At 40.8% G+C, this 15,204-nt stretch carries 13 protein-coding genes and 1 pseudogene; 6 read left to right on the forward strand and 8 right to left on the reverse strand.

Features of this window, described 5'->3' with window-relative positions; translation table 11 throughout:
* Positions 1–132: 132 nt before the first annotated feature.
* Positions 133–747 (forward strand): annotated as a pseudogene (locus tag ACXAD4_RS20180) (GntR family transcriptional regulator); the annotation flags it as partial.
* A gap of 377 nt (positions 748–1,124) precedes the next feature.
* Here the strand turns inward: ACXAD4_RS20180 and ACXAD4_RS20185 are convergent.
* The 6 genes from ACXAD4_RS20185 to ACXAD4_RS20210 all read right to left on the reverse strand — a co-directional run bounded on the left by ACXAD4_RS20185 (position 1,125) and on the right by ACXAD4_RS20210 (position 7,939).
* Positions 1,125–1,991 (reverse strand): hypothetical protein, encoded by an 867-nt coding sequence (locus tag ACXAD4_RS20185; RefSeq protein WP_475243699.1) that lies wholly within the window; start codon positions 1,989–1,991, stop codon positions 1,125–1,127.
* Between the two features lie 34 nt (positions 1,992–2,025).
* On the reverse strand, positions 2,026–4,806 hold the full coding sequence (locus tag ACXAD4_RS20190) for a fimbria/pilus outer membrane usher protein (protein ID WP_475243700.1): 2,781 nt from the start codon (positions 4,804–4,806) through the stop codon (positions 2,026–2,028).
* Between the two features lie 7 nt (positions 4,807–4,813).
* The gene (locus ACXAD4_RS20195) at positions 4,814–5,521 is read right to left on the reverse strand and encodes a fimbrial biogenesis chaperone (protein WP_475243701.1); all 708 of its coding nucleotides are present in this window, start codon (positions 5,519–5,521) and stop codon (positions 4,814–4,816) included.
* A 50-nt stretch (positions 5,522–5,571) separates the two neighbouring features.
* Positions 5,572–6,135 carry a hypothetical protein gene (locus ACXAD4_RS20200; protein ID WP_475243703.1) on the reverse strand — a complete coding sequence of 188 codons (564 nt, stop codon included), beginning with the start codon at positions 6,133–6,135 and terminating at the stop codon, positions 5,572–5,574.
* Between the two features lie 520 nt (positions 6,136–6,655).
* Entirely contained in the window at positions 6,656–6,952 is a 297-nt protein-coding gene (gene tnpA, locus ACXAD4_RS20205; protein ID WP_475243705.1) for an IS66 family insertion sequence element accessory protein TnpA, read from the reverse strand.
* Positions 6,953–7,270: 318 nt separating this feature from the next.
* On the reverse strand, positions 7,271–7,939 hold the full coding sequence (locus ACXAD4_RS20210; RefSeq protein WP_475243707.1) for a helix-turn-helix transcriptional regulator: 669 nt from the start codon (positions 7,937–7,939) through the stop codon (positions 7,271–7,273).
* A gap of 518 nt (positions 7,940–8,457) precedes the next feature.
* Here ACXAD4_RS20210 and ACXAD4_RS20215 point away from each other — a divergent pair.
* Together ACXAD4_RS20215 and ACXAD4_RS20220 are read left to right on the forward strand one after the other, a co-directional pair.
* On the forward strand, positions 8,458–9,771 hold the full coding sequence (locus ACXAD4_RS20215; protein ID WP_475243708.1) for a DASH family cryptochrome: 1,314 nt from the start codon (positions 8,458–8,460) through the stop codon (positions 9,769–9,771).
* Between the two features lie 545 nt (positions 9,772–10,316).
* Positions 10,317–10,502, forward strand: a complete 186-nt coding sequence (locus tag ACXAD4_RS20220; protein WP_475243710.1) for a hypothetical protein — start codon at positions 10,317–10,319, stop codon at positions 10,500–10,502.
* A gap of 129 nt (positions 10,503–10,631) precedes the next feature.
* Here ACXAD4_RS20220 and ACXAD4_RS20225 read toward each other — a convergent pair whose 3' ends face one another.
* Both ACXAD4_RS20225 and ACXAD4_RS20230 read right to left on the reverse strand, forming a co-directional pair.
* The gene (locus ACXAD4_RS20225; RefSeq protein WP_475243712.1) at positions 10,632–11,030 is read right to left on the reverse strand and encodes a hypothetical protein; all 399 of its coding nucleotides are present in this window, start codon (positions 11,028–11,030) and stop codon (positions 10,632–10,634) included.
* 60 nt (positions 11,031–11,090) lie between these two features.
* Complete coding sequence (locus ACXAD4_RS20230) at positions 11,091–12,119, reverse strand: GlxA family transcriptional regulator (protein WP_475243714.1); 1,029 nt, start codon at positions 12,117–12,119, stop codon at positions 11,091–11,093.
* A 143-nt stretch (positions 12,120–12,262) separates the two neighbouring features.
* On the opposite strand from ACXAD4_RS20230, the gene ACXAD4_RS20235 reads away from it, so the two are divergent.
* From ACXAD4_RS20235 to ACXAD4_RS20245, 3 genes are all read left to right on the forward strand, one after another.
* On the forward strand, positions 12,263–12,871 hold the full coding sequence (locus ACXAD4_RS20235) for a LysE family translocator (RefSeq protein ID WP_475243715.1): 609 nt from the start codon (positions 12,263–12,265) through the stop codon (positions 12,869–12,871).
* A gap of 179 nt (positions 12,872–13,050) precedes the next feature.
* Positions 13,051–13,899, forward strand: coding sequence for a hypothetical protein (locus tag ACXAD4_RS20240; RefSeq protein ID WP_475243716.1), 849 nt, complete (start codon positions 13,051–13,053; stop codon positions 13,897–13,899).
* A 255-nt stretch (positions 13,900–14,154) separates the two neighbouring features.
* Positions 14,155–15,180 carry a sensor domain-containing diguanylate cyclase gene (locus ACXAD4_RS20245; protein WP_475243717.1) on the forward strand — a complete coding sequence of 342 codons (1,026 nt, stop codon included), beginning with the start codon at positions 14,155–14,157 and terminating at the stop codon, positions 15,178–15,180.
* The last annotated feature ends 24 nt before the right edge of the window (positions 15,181–15,204 follow it).

A 15,204-nucleotide genomic window follows, 5' to 3' on the forward strand; every position in this document is an offset into this window, starting at 1 on the left:
AAAATATACTTGCTAAGTGCATATTAAATACAGCTTACTTATTTATTAATTAAATACCATTATAAAACCATGCGCATATAATATTTCTATTGCATAATATACATGAAATCATTCCAACTCAGACAACCAGGTGAAGCCTTCTCCGTGAGCCGTGTGACGGTTCGCCAAGCCTTAAAACTACTCGTAGAGCAAAATGTGCTGGAAAGCATCCAAGGCAGTTGGACCTATGTGAAAGAGAACAAGGTCAACTACGACATGTATGAGTACTCGAGCTTTTATGAAAAGCTGAGCCACTTAGATGTCAAAACTCACAGTGAAATCCTTGCCTTCGAGATCACCACACCCGCCCCTGCGATTGCCGAGGCACTGGAAATCAGTGAAGAAGATAAGATTTTTTACGTTAAACGCGTCCGTTTTCTTGATGAGAACCCAGTCACGCTTGAAGAGACTTGGATGCCGCTTTCACTATTTCCCGATCTCACTTATGAAGTGATGCAGGGCTCGAAATACGAGTTCATCGAGGGAACCAAGAAGATGGTGATAGACCGCAGTGAGCAGGAAATTATCCCGGTATTGCCGCCGCAAGAGGTCGTAAACCAGCTCGGTATTCCGGCTGATCAGCCAATCATTGAAAAAGTGACTAGAGGCTACTTGGTCGATGGCACGGTTTTCGAGTATAGCCGTAACTATTTCAAATCGTCAGACTACAAGTTCACCTTAGTGGCGAAACGTAATCATCATTATTGATTATTATGCAGTCACCACTATGACCGAATTCGAAAAAAGCTGAAAGGTTGGATTTCAACGATGAAGATCCAGAGCTCCTGGCTATCAGAGCCAATGCCTACCAATTGAAAATGGCCATCAACCAACACTGGTGATGCCCCCGCGATCTGCTGACCCGACTTTTCGCGTCATTCGGCGAAGACAGCCATGTCATGCCGCCCTTTCTCTGCGAGTTCGGCAAAACTATCCATGTCGGCTCCCACACGTTTATTAACATGGGAGCGACAATGCCACGGTAACCAAGGATGTACCCCCCGACACCTTGGTTGGGGGCTCACCGGCAGCAGTAATCAAGACGCTCAATAGCAACCGATAGAAATAACTATCCTGTGTGCGGTTTATGGCTTGGCAATAACAGATATCGTTAGAACATCTCGATAGCTACCAGCAACCGCATTCTTGGTATTACCCACTTCTACACCAAACGCGATGATACTGGGCGTTCGCGCCGACATTCTGCCAAGTTCAAATCGTAAAGGCTGTTTTGATGCTTTAACCCTTTGCCGATCTACCCATAAATAGTAGGGGATACTTCCTTGTGAATAAGTATGAAGCAAAGCGCCATTCTCAGGCTCTACTTTCAAAACAACATGAGCATTACTCAATACTTCAAAATCAAATTGCCGCTTGCTGCCCGTTTTCAAGTGCCCGAGCATCAATTGATAATGTGAACCGGCATTATTCATCCAAGGGTAACGTGTACTATCCAACCTAATACTTGCGAAGGGCGTGACAAAATAGTCAATATTCTTAGTCTGAGTAGATATAGCCTTTGTGCTCTTTCCGGAAAATAGCTGCACGTCTATAGACGCACTATACATACCAGCAGAAAGGAATTCCCCCTGTGGAATTTTCAGCCAAAAATATGTAATTTTCGTAGGGTCTAATTTCAGCCTAACACTTTGACTATCCACTAATGGCAAAGGGATTAGATGTTTGTTGAAAAATTGCAGTGCAACCTTGCCTTGCGGCCCCTTTAGCCAGAATTGCGGTTCAGCTCTGGTCGATATCACGGCAGAATTGGCACACTGATATAAGGAAGGTCCCAACTCAATGTAGGCTTGGATCCATGTCGACTCACCTAATCTAGGCTTAGTCACCGGGTCATCCTCAATAAACCTTACAGCCCAAGTTCCTGCACACTCATCGCTTGCATGAGAAATTAGCGGCCAACACAAAAAAAATATCCATAACCACCTTTTCATGTTCATTCTCCACTGTGAAATTACAAATCAATAATTAGAGTGAAATTCGCATCGCTTTCTCATAATCAATTACAAAGCTACTCAAATCAGGAATCCATATTTCTTGCTCTGGATGAATGATATTGCCATCCATCAAATCATTGACACTTACAACATGATCACTCAACGAAAGAGTAAGTCGGTATTTTTCAGCCTTTGAAAAATCAAACCCGTACAATTGTCTAGTTCTTCTGATTTCATCAAAGGTATATCGCCAGATGGAATCACCTGGTTGTACACGTATGACTTTTCCTACGGGTTGTATTTCATCGTGAATTCTGGCGTTTCTGCTCTGTTCGCGCGCTTCAATTTCGATGACCTCGGGATCGGGCAAGACGATAGGCTCCAGGTAAACTAGTGGGTTTTCAGTCTCTTCGACACTGAAAGATGCCCGTACTGAAGGGTCCTCTTTATGGTGTATCAAGTAGTTACCCGGTTTAATACCCTCCACGACAAACCGACCGTTGCGATTGGTAAAGGTTGAATATCGACCGTTTTCACCTATGATAACGAAACTTTTTAGGGATACGGGCGATTGGGAGCTGTCAAGCAACCGTCCGATGACAGTATAGACAGCATCAGAACCAATATGAATGGCATACCCCGTTAAGCTACCAGGGACAACAGAGTACCAAGGGTTACCGTAGTCTAAACCAGGAGGGGCATCAGGTATATCAACGCTGACAGTATTATTGGTAAATGCACGATTAAACGTCACGATAGCAGGAAGCTCATTGGTTGCAATCGCACTTGGATTATTGCCTTCGTACCCGTTAACTTCAATATCTAACCCATCTAGGGTCTGATGGGCCGAAACAACCGCAAATGGACCGACGGGGTCACTACCTACGCCAAACCGTCCACCGGTATAGCCAACGGTTGTCGATAGATAAACAGAAGCAGCTAATTCATCGCCGTAATAGCTTGACCCATATCTAGAAATATTGGCATTGCCTCGCCACCTGTTTGCAACATAATTAATATTTCCACTATGCCTATCATAATTATCATGATACTCAGTCGAGACTCTATAGCCCAACCCACCGACACCATAATCACTGGTACGTGAAAAGTCTCCCGCTGCAAGATTACCATCTGTATCATATCTTAAAGATGACGAATACTTTCTGCTTTCGGATAACCAATTCCAACTTACATTCAAATTGACAGAGTATTCATCATCATCGGTGATAGATGCAGAGCTATACTCACCTCGTACACCAACTCTAAAACGGTTTGTACGATCGCCGAAATTATAATTAGCGTATAGATAGTAAGACTGGTAGCGACCGGTATCATCATAATCACTAGAACGAGCACCTAATGAAAAGTCAAAAGACTCTAAAGGATATGCTGAATAATCAATATAAGTACTATAACCATCTTGCTGATTACCAATCAACCACGGAACTGATGAAAACCTATTTTGATATTCATAGCCTATTCTTAAATTTGCAGAACTGCTAATACCACTTCCGATTACTGATTGTTCGTAATCAACAGAACCGATATAACCGTGACTATAAGTATCGTCACTGTAATAGCCATATGTTAATCTGAGTGAAAAATTCCCCAAAAAATTACCCGTTACAGCAGATATACCGAGAAGACCGCCACCATCAGAGACTAACCCGCTGGAACCAAGTGTTAATTCCTCTGTCAATCCATAATTATAATAACCTGAAGCCACATATTCATCTGAATAGCTTATATCTCTTTTATCAAATTCTGATAGAGCACCCAATGACAAACCAAAGTCACTTAACCCAGACTTAAGTAAAGTTGCGTTATAATAACGGGAAAAATAGAGTGTGTCAGTTCGGCCTGACAAATAGTTTATCTCTAAACGAATATCATTATTACCTGAAGATAACGGAAGGTTATTAATATTATACCTTCCTGGTTCTAGCCTATAACGCGTAACATAAATATCATTCACGAAAAAACTTACTTCGGCACTTTCGTTGAGTTGAAAAAATTGACTCCCTGTATTTTGAATATTTCGATCAGGTTGTAAATCGGAAAAGTTTCTATAAACCGAAAATCCACCTAATTCATAATTTGGTAAATGACCAAATGAGGGGCTGGAAACATCGCCTAGAGAATATCGTGCGGGTTGACGGTAACGATCATGGAAAAGAACAATTGGCCCTCTTACAGCATCCCAATCATCCTTGTTCTTATCGTCATCATATGAGTACGCCAAAGAAGTATTAGTCGTCAAATTAACACCGTCAAAGCCTCCCCAATTAAAGCCACCCAACCATTGTAAATAGTAAGAATCTGATGAACGAGATGAATCGCTGTAATCATACTCCAGACTGAAACTTGATATCGCAGAAAAAAATTCACCTTGGGAAGGAGTAGCTCCCACATAGTTTTCTTCATTATTCAAATTTCGTATTCTTTCATTACCACTTTCAATTATAAATGATATTGAAAAGGAGTTGGGAACAAAATTTAAAATTAAGCCATGCTCTTTTAAATCATCTAACGTTATGTCATTTTTATTATATGAACGAGCCCAGGTTATAGCTGTTTCGCCAATAAAAGGCGCAATCACATAAAACAAGCTGTTTTTGTCAAATGAACAAATTTCATCACCATTCGTTTTTGTTAGCACTTCACCTAATTCACGTTCATGATAATATAAAGGTAACGGCATCTCAAATGAAGCATTTGAGCAAGAAGGTACAGATGCAATAGAAAAAGAATGACTAAAATAAATAAAAAACACTGATACTATTAAACAAACACAGCTTCTTACCGTCCTCATAACACACCTACTTGGCCACTAACGAGTTCAGGTAAACCTTATTTTCCACGGCACTTTCAATCCCTTCCATTTTGAATTCATTAATAATCAATGCTGAATTTGGCATTAAATAACGCTGATTAAATGTATTTTCCATTTCTAACCAGCTGTATATTCTCTTATTGCTATTTACATTGAAATTGAACTTCCAGTCAGCAAGATCAAGCACTCCATCACCCGCATTTTTTATTTTAACCACTTGTTTGCCAGAGACATTATCATTTGAAATCACCGGTAAAGCCTTCGTATTAGGCGTATTGACTATGACTATTGTAGAAAACCTCATCATGAATTCGACATGACTTTGATTACTATCATCAATGTCTAAAGGAAGCTGATCAAAAACAACACGATAGGCTGTGCTTTCTTTCATTTCTGTATTTGGCAAGTACCTTAACCTAAAGGTTTGACTTGATTTAGGTTTTATTATTGATTGAGGCGGCAAAATCAAAAAGTCATCATCCGCAGGTATCAGGCTTTCGTTAACTTCATCAATAAATTCAATTCTATATACTGATATTTCTATTGTAGTTTCAACATCATTATCATTGGTCAAAAGGTATGTGCCATAGCTACCACGTCCAGTCATATCCACTTCTTGTAACATTGGCTGTACTTGGTAAGCATAAATAGATGAACAGAATAACATCAATAATAAATAATTAAATAAACGCATTCTATACCCTCCGATAAGTTGAGGTGGGCTAACCCACCTCATAGTTACAATTACAAGAAACTTGACTCAACATCTATGCGGAACTTGGCATTATAAATACCATGAGTCTTTGGCTGTCTATCCACTTTGATATAAAGATCTTTCTTGAAGTCATAATCCCAAATCTTATATGCCTTCAAATCTTTATATCCATCTGTCCAGCCATAGCGTTGATCAAAACTCAAGTCATACCTTGTATCTGAGACATACTTCGAGTTTGGATTTTTGAATTTGCCGTCAGTCAATGGAGATACAGTAACGACAGTTTTTGGTAGATTACATTCAACTTTTAACTGCCCCAACTTTTGTGGCTCTTTTGAGGTTAATTCGACGTAAGTTGCGCCACCATGATACTTAGTAAGGCGGCGCTCAGCATAAAATTTCGCTTCACACTTACGAGGAATAAAACCAAGTAACTCGACTTCTTTTTCATATTCAAAGTTAGGGTCTACGACATAGCTTTTCTTCGACCAGTAATCACCCCCACCTTGACCACCACCACCTTGACCTTTCGCAAATGTGCCCATACTACATGTTAAGGCTATTACTGATAATGCAATTATTGACTTTTTCATAATCAAGCTCCCTATGCGTTTATCATTAGTACTGCGTTAATTGTGTTTGTATTTCTTACTGCCTTGTTCATTGTTAGAATATGATATTTAGTCAAGCAAAACATCAGCTAAAAGGTTGAAAGATCCTCTTATAAAATTTAATTACGATTGATAACAGGGTGAAAGCTAAATTCCGCACGCAGGTATAAACTAGTACACTGCGGATAAATAAACTTAACTTATACATTCATTAATAAAGCCTCTTTCTCTGATGTAAACCGATAGAAATAACTGGAAAATAAAAACCTATAGCATGTAGATTACTTTGGTGGATGGTTTTATTATTTGAGGTATTAGAAGATGAAGAGTTTCTCCAACTTTATCTACTCTGATGGAGATCATTTGCGGTCACCGCTCGCCAGCTAGACCCCAACGTTTTAGATCTGCAGTCAGAAAGTCAACCACATACTGGTGAACGGTTACCATAGATAGACGTGCGCAACTCTGTAACACCCGAGATGAGATAATAACGCCACTAGGTTCATTGCAGCACCTGCAACCAAGTTTTGATTTGTTCCGAGGTTAAATTGGCAGGCAGTTCCGCCTTAATACCATTAGGTAAATGCAAAGCGACAGTATCAGTATCTACATCATCATTAATCAGGATGGTGAGCGCGTCTTGCGATTCGTCGCTTTGTTTTATTAGTTTCTTCCGCCAGTAATGAAACGACGTGTAGCAAATCTCATTCGCCTTGCAAAAAGCAGGAATAGTCAATCCGCTCATTGTTTGTTGTTCAATGACGCCCGCCCAGTATTGCCGTTTTTCTGATTGTTTCATAGATCCTCCTTTGTTGTTGAGAAAACTATGAACAAGATTTAGCGATTAGGGTATATTTGTTCAATTCGACACTTATTTACCTACACATCATCTAAAAAATATTCGCAGTTAAGTCATTGTTATTTTTGAGAGTAATCTTAAAATTTAATTAATGCATCATCATATAGATTGAATTTAAATTGAGATATTTAATGTTTTGGCTGATAAAGGCATGAAAGCAGTAACATGCAATCAATTTATAGTTGCTGCTTAATTTATGAAGGTAGATCGGGAAGGTTTGATCAGCAAGCAGCCTCGTAGTCAGGCTGCTATGAATGACTAGTTTTCATATTCATTTTCTTTATAGTCACTGATAATCAAACTCAACAGTTCAGAACGTGAACTGACAGACAGCTTTGAAAGGATATTATGTACATGGCTTTTAACTGTGTGAATGCTGATGTTTTTCTCACACGCAATTTGCTTATTATTCAGGCCATTTAACACCAACCTACATATATCTTGCTCCTTAGCTGTCATCTGAGATGCAGAAAATAACTCATTGATTTTACGGTTTTTATTAATATACTTTTCTTGATAGAACTGTATTACAAAACGGGTATGACTCTTTGGAAAGCACATTTGTCCATGTTGTACAGCATTGATTATATGAGCAAAATTATTGATCAACTCAAGTATTGAAAGTACACCAACGAAGCCTTTATCAATCCAATGAATTGTATCTGAAGTTTTGGCATCATCGATATTGACTAAGATCCAAGTTCTTCTGTCACCTTGAATGTGAAAAATAAACTTCTCGATTTCAGTTAAACTCTTATAATCAACAATATAGATATTATCACTAGCCTCTGCAGGCTCTGAATTATGCATTTCATAGAGAGAGTCATATATTTGCCCATTATAGTCATGGGGTAAATAGTATATTAATTGATTTACAGCCTCCCTTAATTCTTTATTTTTCGTGTAGAGCTTTATTGCAGGTATCATAGCGTCTTCCTTTGTATGCTAGTCAAGCCATTAATAAATTATGCATGCCATGAATATATATTATGTGATATTGATCCCAGTATCTAGTTGTTGCAATATGTAACAAGACGTATCAACACCAAGAGCAACGTTGGTGTGAAAATTTCCACTCAAAAAATCTATTATTCTGAATGTTTTGTATAGTTATCTATACAACTCAAGGTTAAATTAGGAATAAAAGACAAACTTGATAAATATAATTAATATATAAAAATTATCCCAATATCTATCCATTAACATTTACAACATGGCGCTAGTGCTGATTAATCCCATTTAGACTGAGAATGTTAATATTTGTAACCCTACTGATACTTTTACATTTCTATCAATTACAGACACCTCTTTAAAAAGGTAATATTAATTTAATCTGAATATGTTGACTCTTTTATCAATCCCTCACGCTATTTCTATTGAAACGAACAATTATTTCGATTTTACGCCTATAGTTAAGCTAGCACCTTGGCTTAGAGGGATCTTCAATGGCAACAGGTTTGTTTCTTTTCCAAAATGATTTAAGGCTGCACGACAACTCCGCACTGGCATTGGCAACACAAGAGGCGGATCATCTCATTTGTGTTTACTGCTTACCGGTTGACTGTGCAAACCGCTACCCTTACCACATCGGTAAACTTGGCACTTATAGAAAGCAGTTTCTTTTACAGTCACTCAACAACCTCGCAGAGCAACTCAGTCAACGCGGACAATCGTTGCATGTCATGCTAGAACACCCGCTCAACGTTTTGCCCGAACTGATCAGCCAGTACAACATCTCGATGATCTACACCAGTGAACATGCTGGCGTGTATGAGCAACGCAATTGGCACACGTTAAAAGGGCGGTATCCGTATATTACCTTCCGCAAAGTTGCGACCCATACCTTGTTTGACAGAACCGAACTCCCCTTTGACGTGAAAGACGAGTTGCCAGACACTTTTAGTCAGTTTCGCAAGCTGGTTGATGATATTGAGATTAGGCCACCATTGACAGCGATCATTAAGATGCCCTCTCCACCGGGTAGGTTGAAGGCTTTCGATGTTATTAGCTCTATGATCAACCCAAAACTTTTAGTCGATTTTGAAGGTGGTGAGAAAGCGGCGTTGAAACACTTAGAGAAATATTTTTCTTCTGATGCTCCAAGTCGCTATAAGCAGACACGCAACGAACTCGATGGCTGGGAGAATTCAACCAAGTTTTCACCTTGGTTAGCCTTGGGCTGCTTATCTACCAATATGCTCATCAAGCATCTAAGCAAGTATGAAAAAGATGTCGAATGCAACGAATCTACCCAGTGGATTAAATTTGAGTTGCTCTGGCGAGAATACTTCCAATGGTACGCACACCATTACAGTGAAAGGTTGTTTTCTTACTCTGGGATCAAGAAGAAAAGCCCTCATACCGCTTTTTACCCTGAGCGTTTCCGCCGCTGGACTGAAGGTAATACCCCCTACCCCATTGTAAACGCCTTGATGAACCAATTACGCCAGACAGGCTACATGTCTAACCGTGGTAGGCAGATCGTCGCCAGTTGCCTTGTCAATGAACTTAGTGTCGATTGGCGTTATGGTGCCGCGTATTTCGAGGAACATTTAATAGACTACGATACAGCATCCAACTGGGGTAACTGGCAGTACCTTGCTGGTGTAGGTGCTGACCCTAAAGATAGCCGTCATTTCAATTTAGTTAAGCAAACCGAAATCTATGATCCTAAAGGTGTATTTATCCGTAAATGGGGAGGTAACAAACACGACGGCAGCATAGACTCTATTGACGCTGCGGATTGGCCGATTTATTAGTAATAGTTCCTCAGGAAAACAAATCATTCATACAGGTTGAGCCACCGCGGTCAGCCTGATGATTTTCGGTGTAAAAAAATGAAAAAGTTAATTTTAACATCAACCAACATTTCAAAATATTATTTTTAATAGCATTTTACCACTAACAGAGTTTACACTTTATTACACATTGAAAATCAAGCTTACTAAGCTTGTAATAATTTAATCATCTTTTTGTGAATCAAAAATATGATATGGATTATTAAATATTAATGGGACGATGATCACATTTTATGCCTGATAATATGTATAGGATGTCGCCAAAATCGTTCATGGAAAGGATATTTGTATGAAGTGCTGCAACAACCCCTCTGCTTATCAAGTAAAAAGAAATGCTATCCAAAAGATTTTTTATAGTGCGATTTACAAATGTAGAAACTGTGGAAGCACAATTAAGCTATAATAAATAGTAATTATTTACTGTCAACCTCAAACAGCTTTTATAACAAAAAATCCAATACAACTATGTATTATTGACATAAAAGCTGAACTGGATTTTGTCAAACATGTTTTTTGAATACTTAACAAAAACTCCTCATATGAAAGAAGCTCACTTTTACAATGAGTTAGGCCAAGCAGCAACAGGTGCATTTCAATCACCTAAAACTGTACGCCGCCAAAGTTACCGTACTTCACTTTCCTGCACTCGTAGCCAAATTAAGTTAAAACAACCAATCGAACTGCTTGTATAACTTGTGCGTTAATTTTATCAATGACTCTCAGAGTGTATTGCTAACAAAAAGGATGAAAGGCCAGCACCCTTCATCCTTTTACAAATAACAGATTTACAACATTTTAGAACTGCTGTTGTACCTAGTAAATTATAAAACCACAGGTTCCGAATTCACTTGTCGATTCTGCTGTCGGCGCTTCACAACCAATAGTACACCGGCACACAGCATACCTGCCGAAGAGACCAACAGGCCAATACCAAAGATCATTTGGTAAGCCTCAATCTTATCAAAAGTATCAATGATCCAACCGTTAAGTGCGTATGCCCAGAACACAGACGCGTAAGTTGCAAACGAACCAACACTCATTGCTGCGCCACTGCACTGGTCGGGAACACCCGCTTCCGCAACTGGGGCAAGGATAATGCCTTTTGCTAAGAAGATAGAGAATGAGAAACACATCAGCACCTTGGTCGATGACTTGAATAGGAAATCAGACAATGAACCCGCGACAAGCCCCATAGCACCAGTATTGATGATCCCGAACATCGCTTCTTGGAGCGTAGCGTGTTTTCAGGGATAAAGAGGCATTCACGCCATAATGCTCAATTAATCGCCGGGATTATTCTTCAATTGCGAAGGCCGGTATCCAAAATGCTTTTTGAACACTTTACAAAAATAACTCACGTCAGAGAAACTCACTTCATTGGCAATATCAGACAGGCTATTGAAGGAGTTTTGCAAGCGCCAATGGGCATGCGACATCCTCATGGCTGCCCAGTACTCGCGAGGGCTAACCGACAGCTCCGTTTTAAACACCCTATCGAGTTGCCGACGACTTAACCCTAATTGAAGCGCCAGTTCCTCAACACTCAAAGGCACTGATAAATTCTGGCGCATCAGAGAAATCGCCCGTGACACATGACGATTATGTTGACGCACACCATTTTTATCATCACCTAATGACTTTAAATAGTGCTGCCGGTTTCGTGTTTCATCCACCAGCATATCGGCGAGGCCCTTCAACGCCCTTTCACGTCCAGACATACGCGCCAATAACTCAATGGCCAATTCAATAACTGCCGTTCCTCCGGCACAACTTATTCGCTTATCGTCAATACAGTAGAGTTGATCTGAGCTTGCTTTCAGCGTTGGGTAGTCAGTCTCAAACTCTTGTAAGTGTCGCCAGTGAACCGCTACTTCACAGCCATCAAACAGTCCAAGTTCGGCGAATGTAAAACATGCATTGTCTACCGTAACTAAGCTAAGGCCTTTTGCCGCCGCCTTTTTGAGAAAAGGCCTATACAATGGTGCTATCACCTTCATATCGTTGGCACTACGGCCGCCAAATACAACGATGTAGTCATACTTCGATAGTTCTACTTGCTCAAAGGTATGTTGCACCGAAAGATGCACCCCACTACTTGATATAACTTCCCCCTGAGCCAGTCCTGCAACATCCCACGAGCAGTACCTCTGCTGACTATAGTCCTCATCGTCAGCAGAAAATCGTAATTTATCGAGGAAACTACCAAAAGGTAACATGTTGAATGTCGGCAATGGTACGAGAAGAAACCTCACATCAGGTTGAGAGTCTGAGGACATTGGGATGCCTTGAGCAAATTGCATGTTTTTCATTACGTATAAGCTTTTGATTGAGTTTAAGCGGATTTCACTCTCTATGTCCAAATATTACCTTAAGTGGTCCTAAAAATACCAAATCAATTGATTGGTATGCTCATATACTGCCAACCACTAACTTCACTTTTTAAGGTAACTTCATGGCATTGGAAACTTGGCTGCTATATTTGGTTGCAGTGACCGGTTTGGCTTTCGCGCCTGGCCCAAACGGCCTACTGGCATTAAGCCACGGCGCGTTATATGGCCGTAAAAAAACACTCTCAACCATCCTTGGCGGGGTAACAGGTTTTGTTGGTGTTATCGCACTCTCTATGTTTGGAATCGGCTCGCTGATGATGGCATCAGCAAACGTTCTTTATTGGCTAAAGTGGCTTGGGGGCGCTTACCTCGTCTATCTCGGCATTCAGTTATGGCGTTCGCCAGCCGTTACTCTTGAGAGAGCCTCGGCTGCCAACCTTGGCCACACGGCTAGATTCAGACAAGGACTATTAGCCGCTATTGCGAACCCGAAAGTGATACTGTTTTTTGGTGCTTTCCTACCGCAATTTATGACACCGGATGCTTCACTCATTTTGCAGTTTGCGATCTTGGCCACGACATTTGCTGTTGTTGAATTCAGTGTGGAGTTCTTTGTTGCCTGTATCGCTCACCAACTGCGACCATGGCTACAAAAGAGTGGCCAGCGCTTCAACCGTGGGTGCGGAACGGTATTTGCACTCTTAGGAGCAAGCCTGCCACTGAGCCAATAACCCTCGTTATTCCTAGCACCTTATCTAGCAATAGGGTGCTTTCTCACAGACATTCTCAGCAGTTCGTATCAAATCCGATATACTTAAAACCATGCTATTTTTGTGACACATGTAACATTTTGTATTCTTGTATAGTGTTGCTGCTTTGTCGCGTGGTTGGCGTAGGAGGTAGATGCGTGATGTATTCATTGACTCGAAAACTCTTCCCTTTTTCCCTCATCATTCCCTTGCTAATCAGTGGCTGTAGTTCCGACCCAGACACCGTAAGGCGTACCGGGGAGTATAGCTTCTATGACTCAACCCAAAGCTATATTGCCTTAACTGATTCTCGCCGAAATGGTGCCGTTGTCGATAAGGGTGTGTTTTACCCGAAGAATACATTTGCCTATACCTACCGCTACTGTTCCGATAGCCCTAAACAAGCAGCCAACGATATCGCAGAATATCAAGCGTTAGCTAAACGGGTCTGTGACACCAATAGTGGTCAGTTAATCAATCAAGCCAGCGGCACATGGTGCGTTGTCGGCGCGAATACACCCAACGAACAACCGCTTTTCTCAGCCAAAATTACCAGCACTGCTCTGTGGGCTGACTTGTGCCTGGACGGTCCCTTTGTCACATTGCGGCTAAATGAAAATACCCAAGCGAACCAGAGCCAGTGGTTTGAAAGTGCGCAGGTTCTGGGGTATGAGCCCTATTCCCCGCTACGAAAAATGGCACCTGCGGGTGTGACTATGCATGCGATAAACCAACCGTCATCACCGACTACAGCCCCTTGGAGCGATGAAAGCCGGTATATTTATTCCAGTGTAGGGGCAACAGTATGCCTATACGATCACCCGCATCAAACCAATATGGGGCATACATACCGCGGGCAAGTGTTTAGTGTTAATGATGGCTTGGTAAAAGTATCAGTCAAAGACAAGTTCAAAGGGGATATCCGTACCGCCCCAGCGTTAGAAAGAGTGAATTGGCACAGAAGCTCTTATATCACCGCCCCGGCTAACTCTTGGTTTGTTTGTTCATAGATTAGAGATCCGCTTCCAGCACGACAGCGCAATATTTTTCGGGAGAGCAGGATGCTCTCTCTTTATATACTAGTAAGATTAAGCTTCGACATTCTGTATGATATTCAAGGCATTCGTAGTTTAGTTTTGCACATTTTGCGAACCGTTCTCCTTCATACATTCAAAAGTCCCCACCAACATCACAAAACATAACCCTACAAACAATGCTATCAATTTGGCTGAATATACTTACCTTACTCAGCTGGAGGTAACAGAATGTTTGATCGGACTAAATGTTTAGCTTCAAATGAACACCCCGAACTGAACTTGGAAAAATGGCAAAAAACTGTCGATTTGATTTCACAGTTATTCAATTGTGCCTGTGGTGCGATTGTTCAATTGCGTGATGAGGAGTTTTTTACCGTCCGATCAAGCCAAAATAGAGATAATTTTCTCAAACGCTGCGATGCCTGGCCCTATGAAATGAACAGCTTTTGTCGCCATGTTATCGAAAAAGGAGATGCATTATATGTTGCTGATCCAGAAAGTGATCCCGAATGGAGTCAAATCCCCTTTGTGAAAGAAGGGCCAATTCGATCCTACTTTGGCATGCCAATATACTGGCCAGACAATACTGTGTTTGGCACCATATGTGCTATTGATACTAATCCGACTGAGTACAATGACACTCTATATCAACTGCTCGATCAGCTCAGGGAACTCATCACGGCAGATCTTAAACTCATTGATGCGTATGAAAATGTCAAAAACCTCGCCCTGACCGATGAGTTAACCGGCTTATACAATCGCCGAGGGCTATCCTTTATGGCCCAAAAAACACTGCAAAATAAAACCGACCTCAATCGTTCTATCGCCATTGCCTATTTTGACTCCGATAACCTAAAACAAATCAATAACCAGCTTGGTCATGACTGTGGTGATATTGCTATTCAAGCCTTGGCATCTGAAATACGAAAGCTAACCCGCTCTACCGATATTATTGCTCGCGTAGGAGGTGATGAATTTATTCTTGTATTGAACAATATTAGCGAGACTTTATTGAAACAAAGGTGCCGTCAAATCGAAACCAACTATCAAGCCAACCTTGCTAGCCGAAAAGAGTTTGAGCCATTCACCGAAGGCTACGGCGTAAGCTATGGCTGTATATGCGTCGACTTCAATGAAAAACTGGATCTTACCGAGCTATATATCTTGGCGGATAAACTGATGTACACCAATAAAGAAAAGAAAAAAGAAAAGGAATTGCTGAGCAACAATATGGCTCAAGGAACTGGTTGGTAACAGTTCTATTCCACATAACGCCAC

The organism is Photobacterium sp. AWH4_225, assembly GCF_056158405.1.

Coding starts and splice junctions, on each gene's coding strand:
- ACXAD4_RS20185 (WP_475243699.1), bottom strand. CDS start 1,991: ATGAAAAGGTGGTTATGGATATTTTTTTTGTGTTGGCCGCTAATTTCT.
- ACXAD4_RS20190 (WP_475243700.1), bottom strand. CDS start 4,806: ATGAGGACGGTAAGAAGCTGTGTTTGTTTAATAGTATCAGTGTTTTTT.
- ACXAD4_RS20195 (WP_475243701.1), bottom strand. CDS start 5,521: ATGCGTTTATTTAATTATTTATTATTGATGTTATTCTGTTCATCTATT.
- ACXAD4_RS20200 (WP_475243703.1), bottom strand. CDS start 6,135: ATGAAAAAGTCAATAATTGCATTATCAGTAATAGCCTTAACATGTAGT.
- tnpA (WP_475243705.1), bottom strand. CDS start 6,952: ATGAAACAATCAGAAAAACGGCAATACTGGGCGGGCGTCATTGAACAA.
- ACXAD4_RS20210 (WP_475243707.1), bottom strand. CDS start 7,939: ATGATACCTGCAATAAAGCTCTACACGAAAAATAAAGAATTAAGGGAG.
- ACXAD4_RS20215 (WP_475243708.1), top strand. CDS start 8,458: ATGGCAACAGGTTTGTTTCTTTTCCAAAATGATTTAAGGCTGCACGAC.
- ACXAD4_RS20220 (WP_475243710.1), top strand. CDS start 10,317: ATGTTTTTTGAATACTTAACAAAAACTCCTCATATGAAAGAAGCTCAC.
- ACXAD4_RS20225 (WP_475243712.1), bottom strand. CDS start 11,030: ATGTTCGGGATCATCAATACTGGTGCTATGGGGCTTGTCGCGGGTTCA.
- ACXAD4_RS20230 (WP_475243714.1), bottom strand. CDS start 12,119: ATGAAAAACATGCAATTTGCTCAAGGCATCCCAATGTCCTCAGACTCT.
- ACXAD4_RS20235 (WP_475243715.1), top strand. CDS start 12,263: ATGGCATTGGAAACTTGGCTGCTATATTTGGTTGCAGTGACCGGTTTG.
- ACXAD4_RS20240 (WP_475243716.1), top strand. CDS start 13,051: ATGTATTCATTGACTCGAAAACTCTTCCCTTTTTCCCTCATCATTCCC.
- ACXAD4_RS20245 (WP_475243717.1), top strand. CDS start 14,155: ATGTTTGATCGGACTAAATGTTTAGCTTCAAATGAACACCCCGAACTG.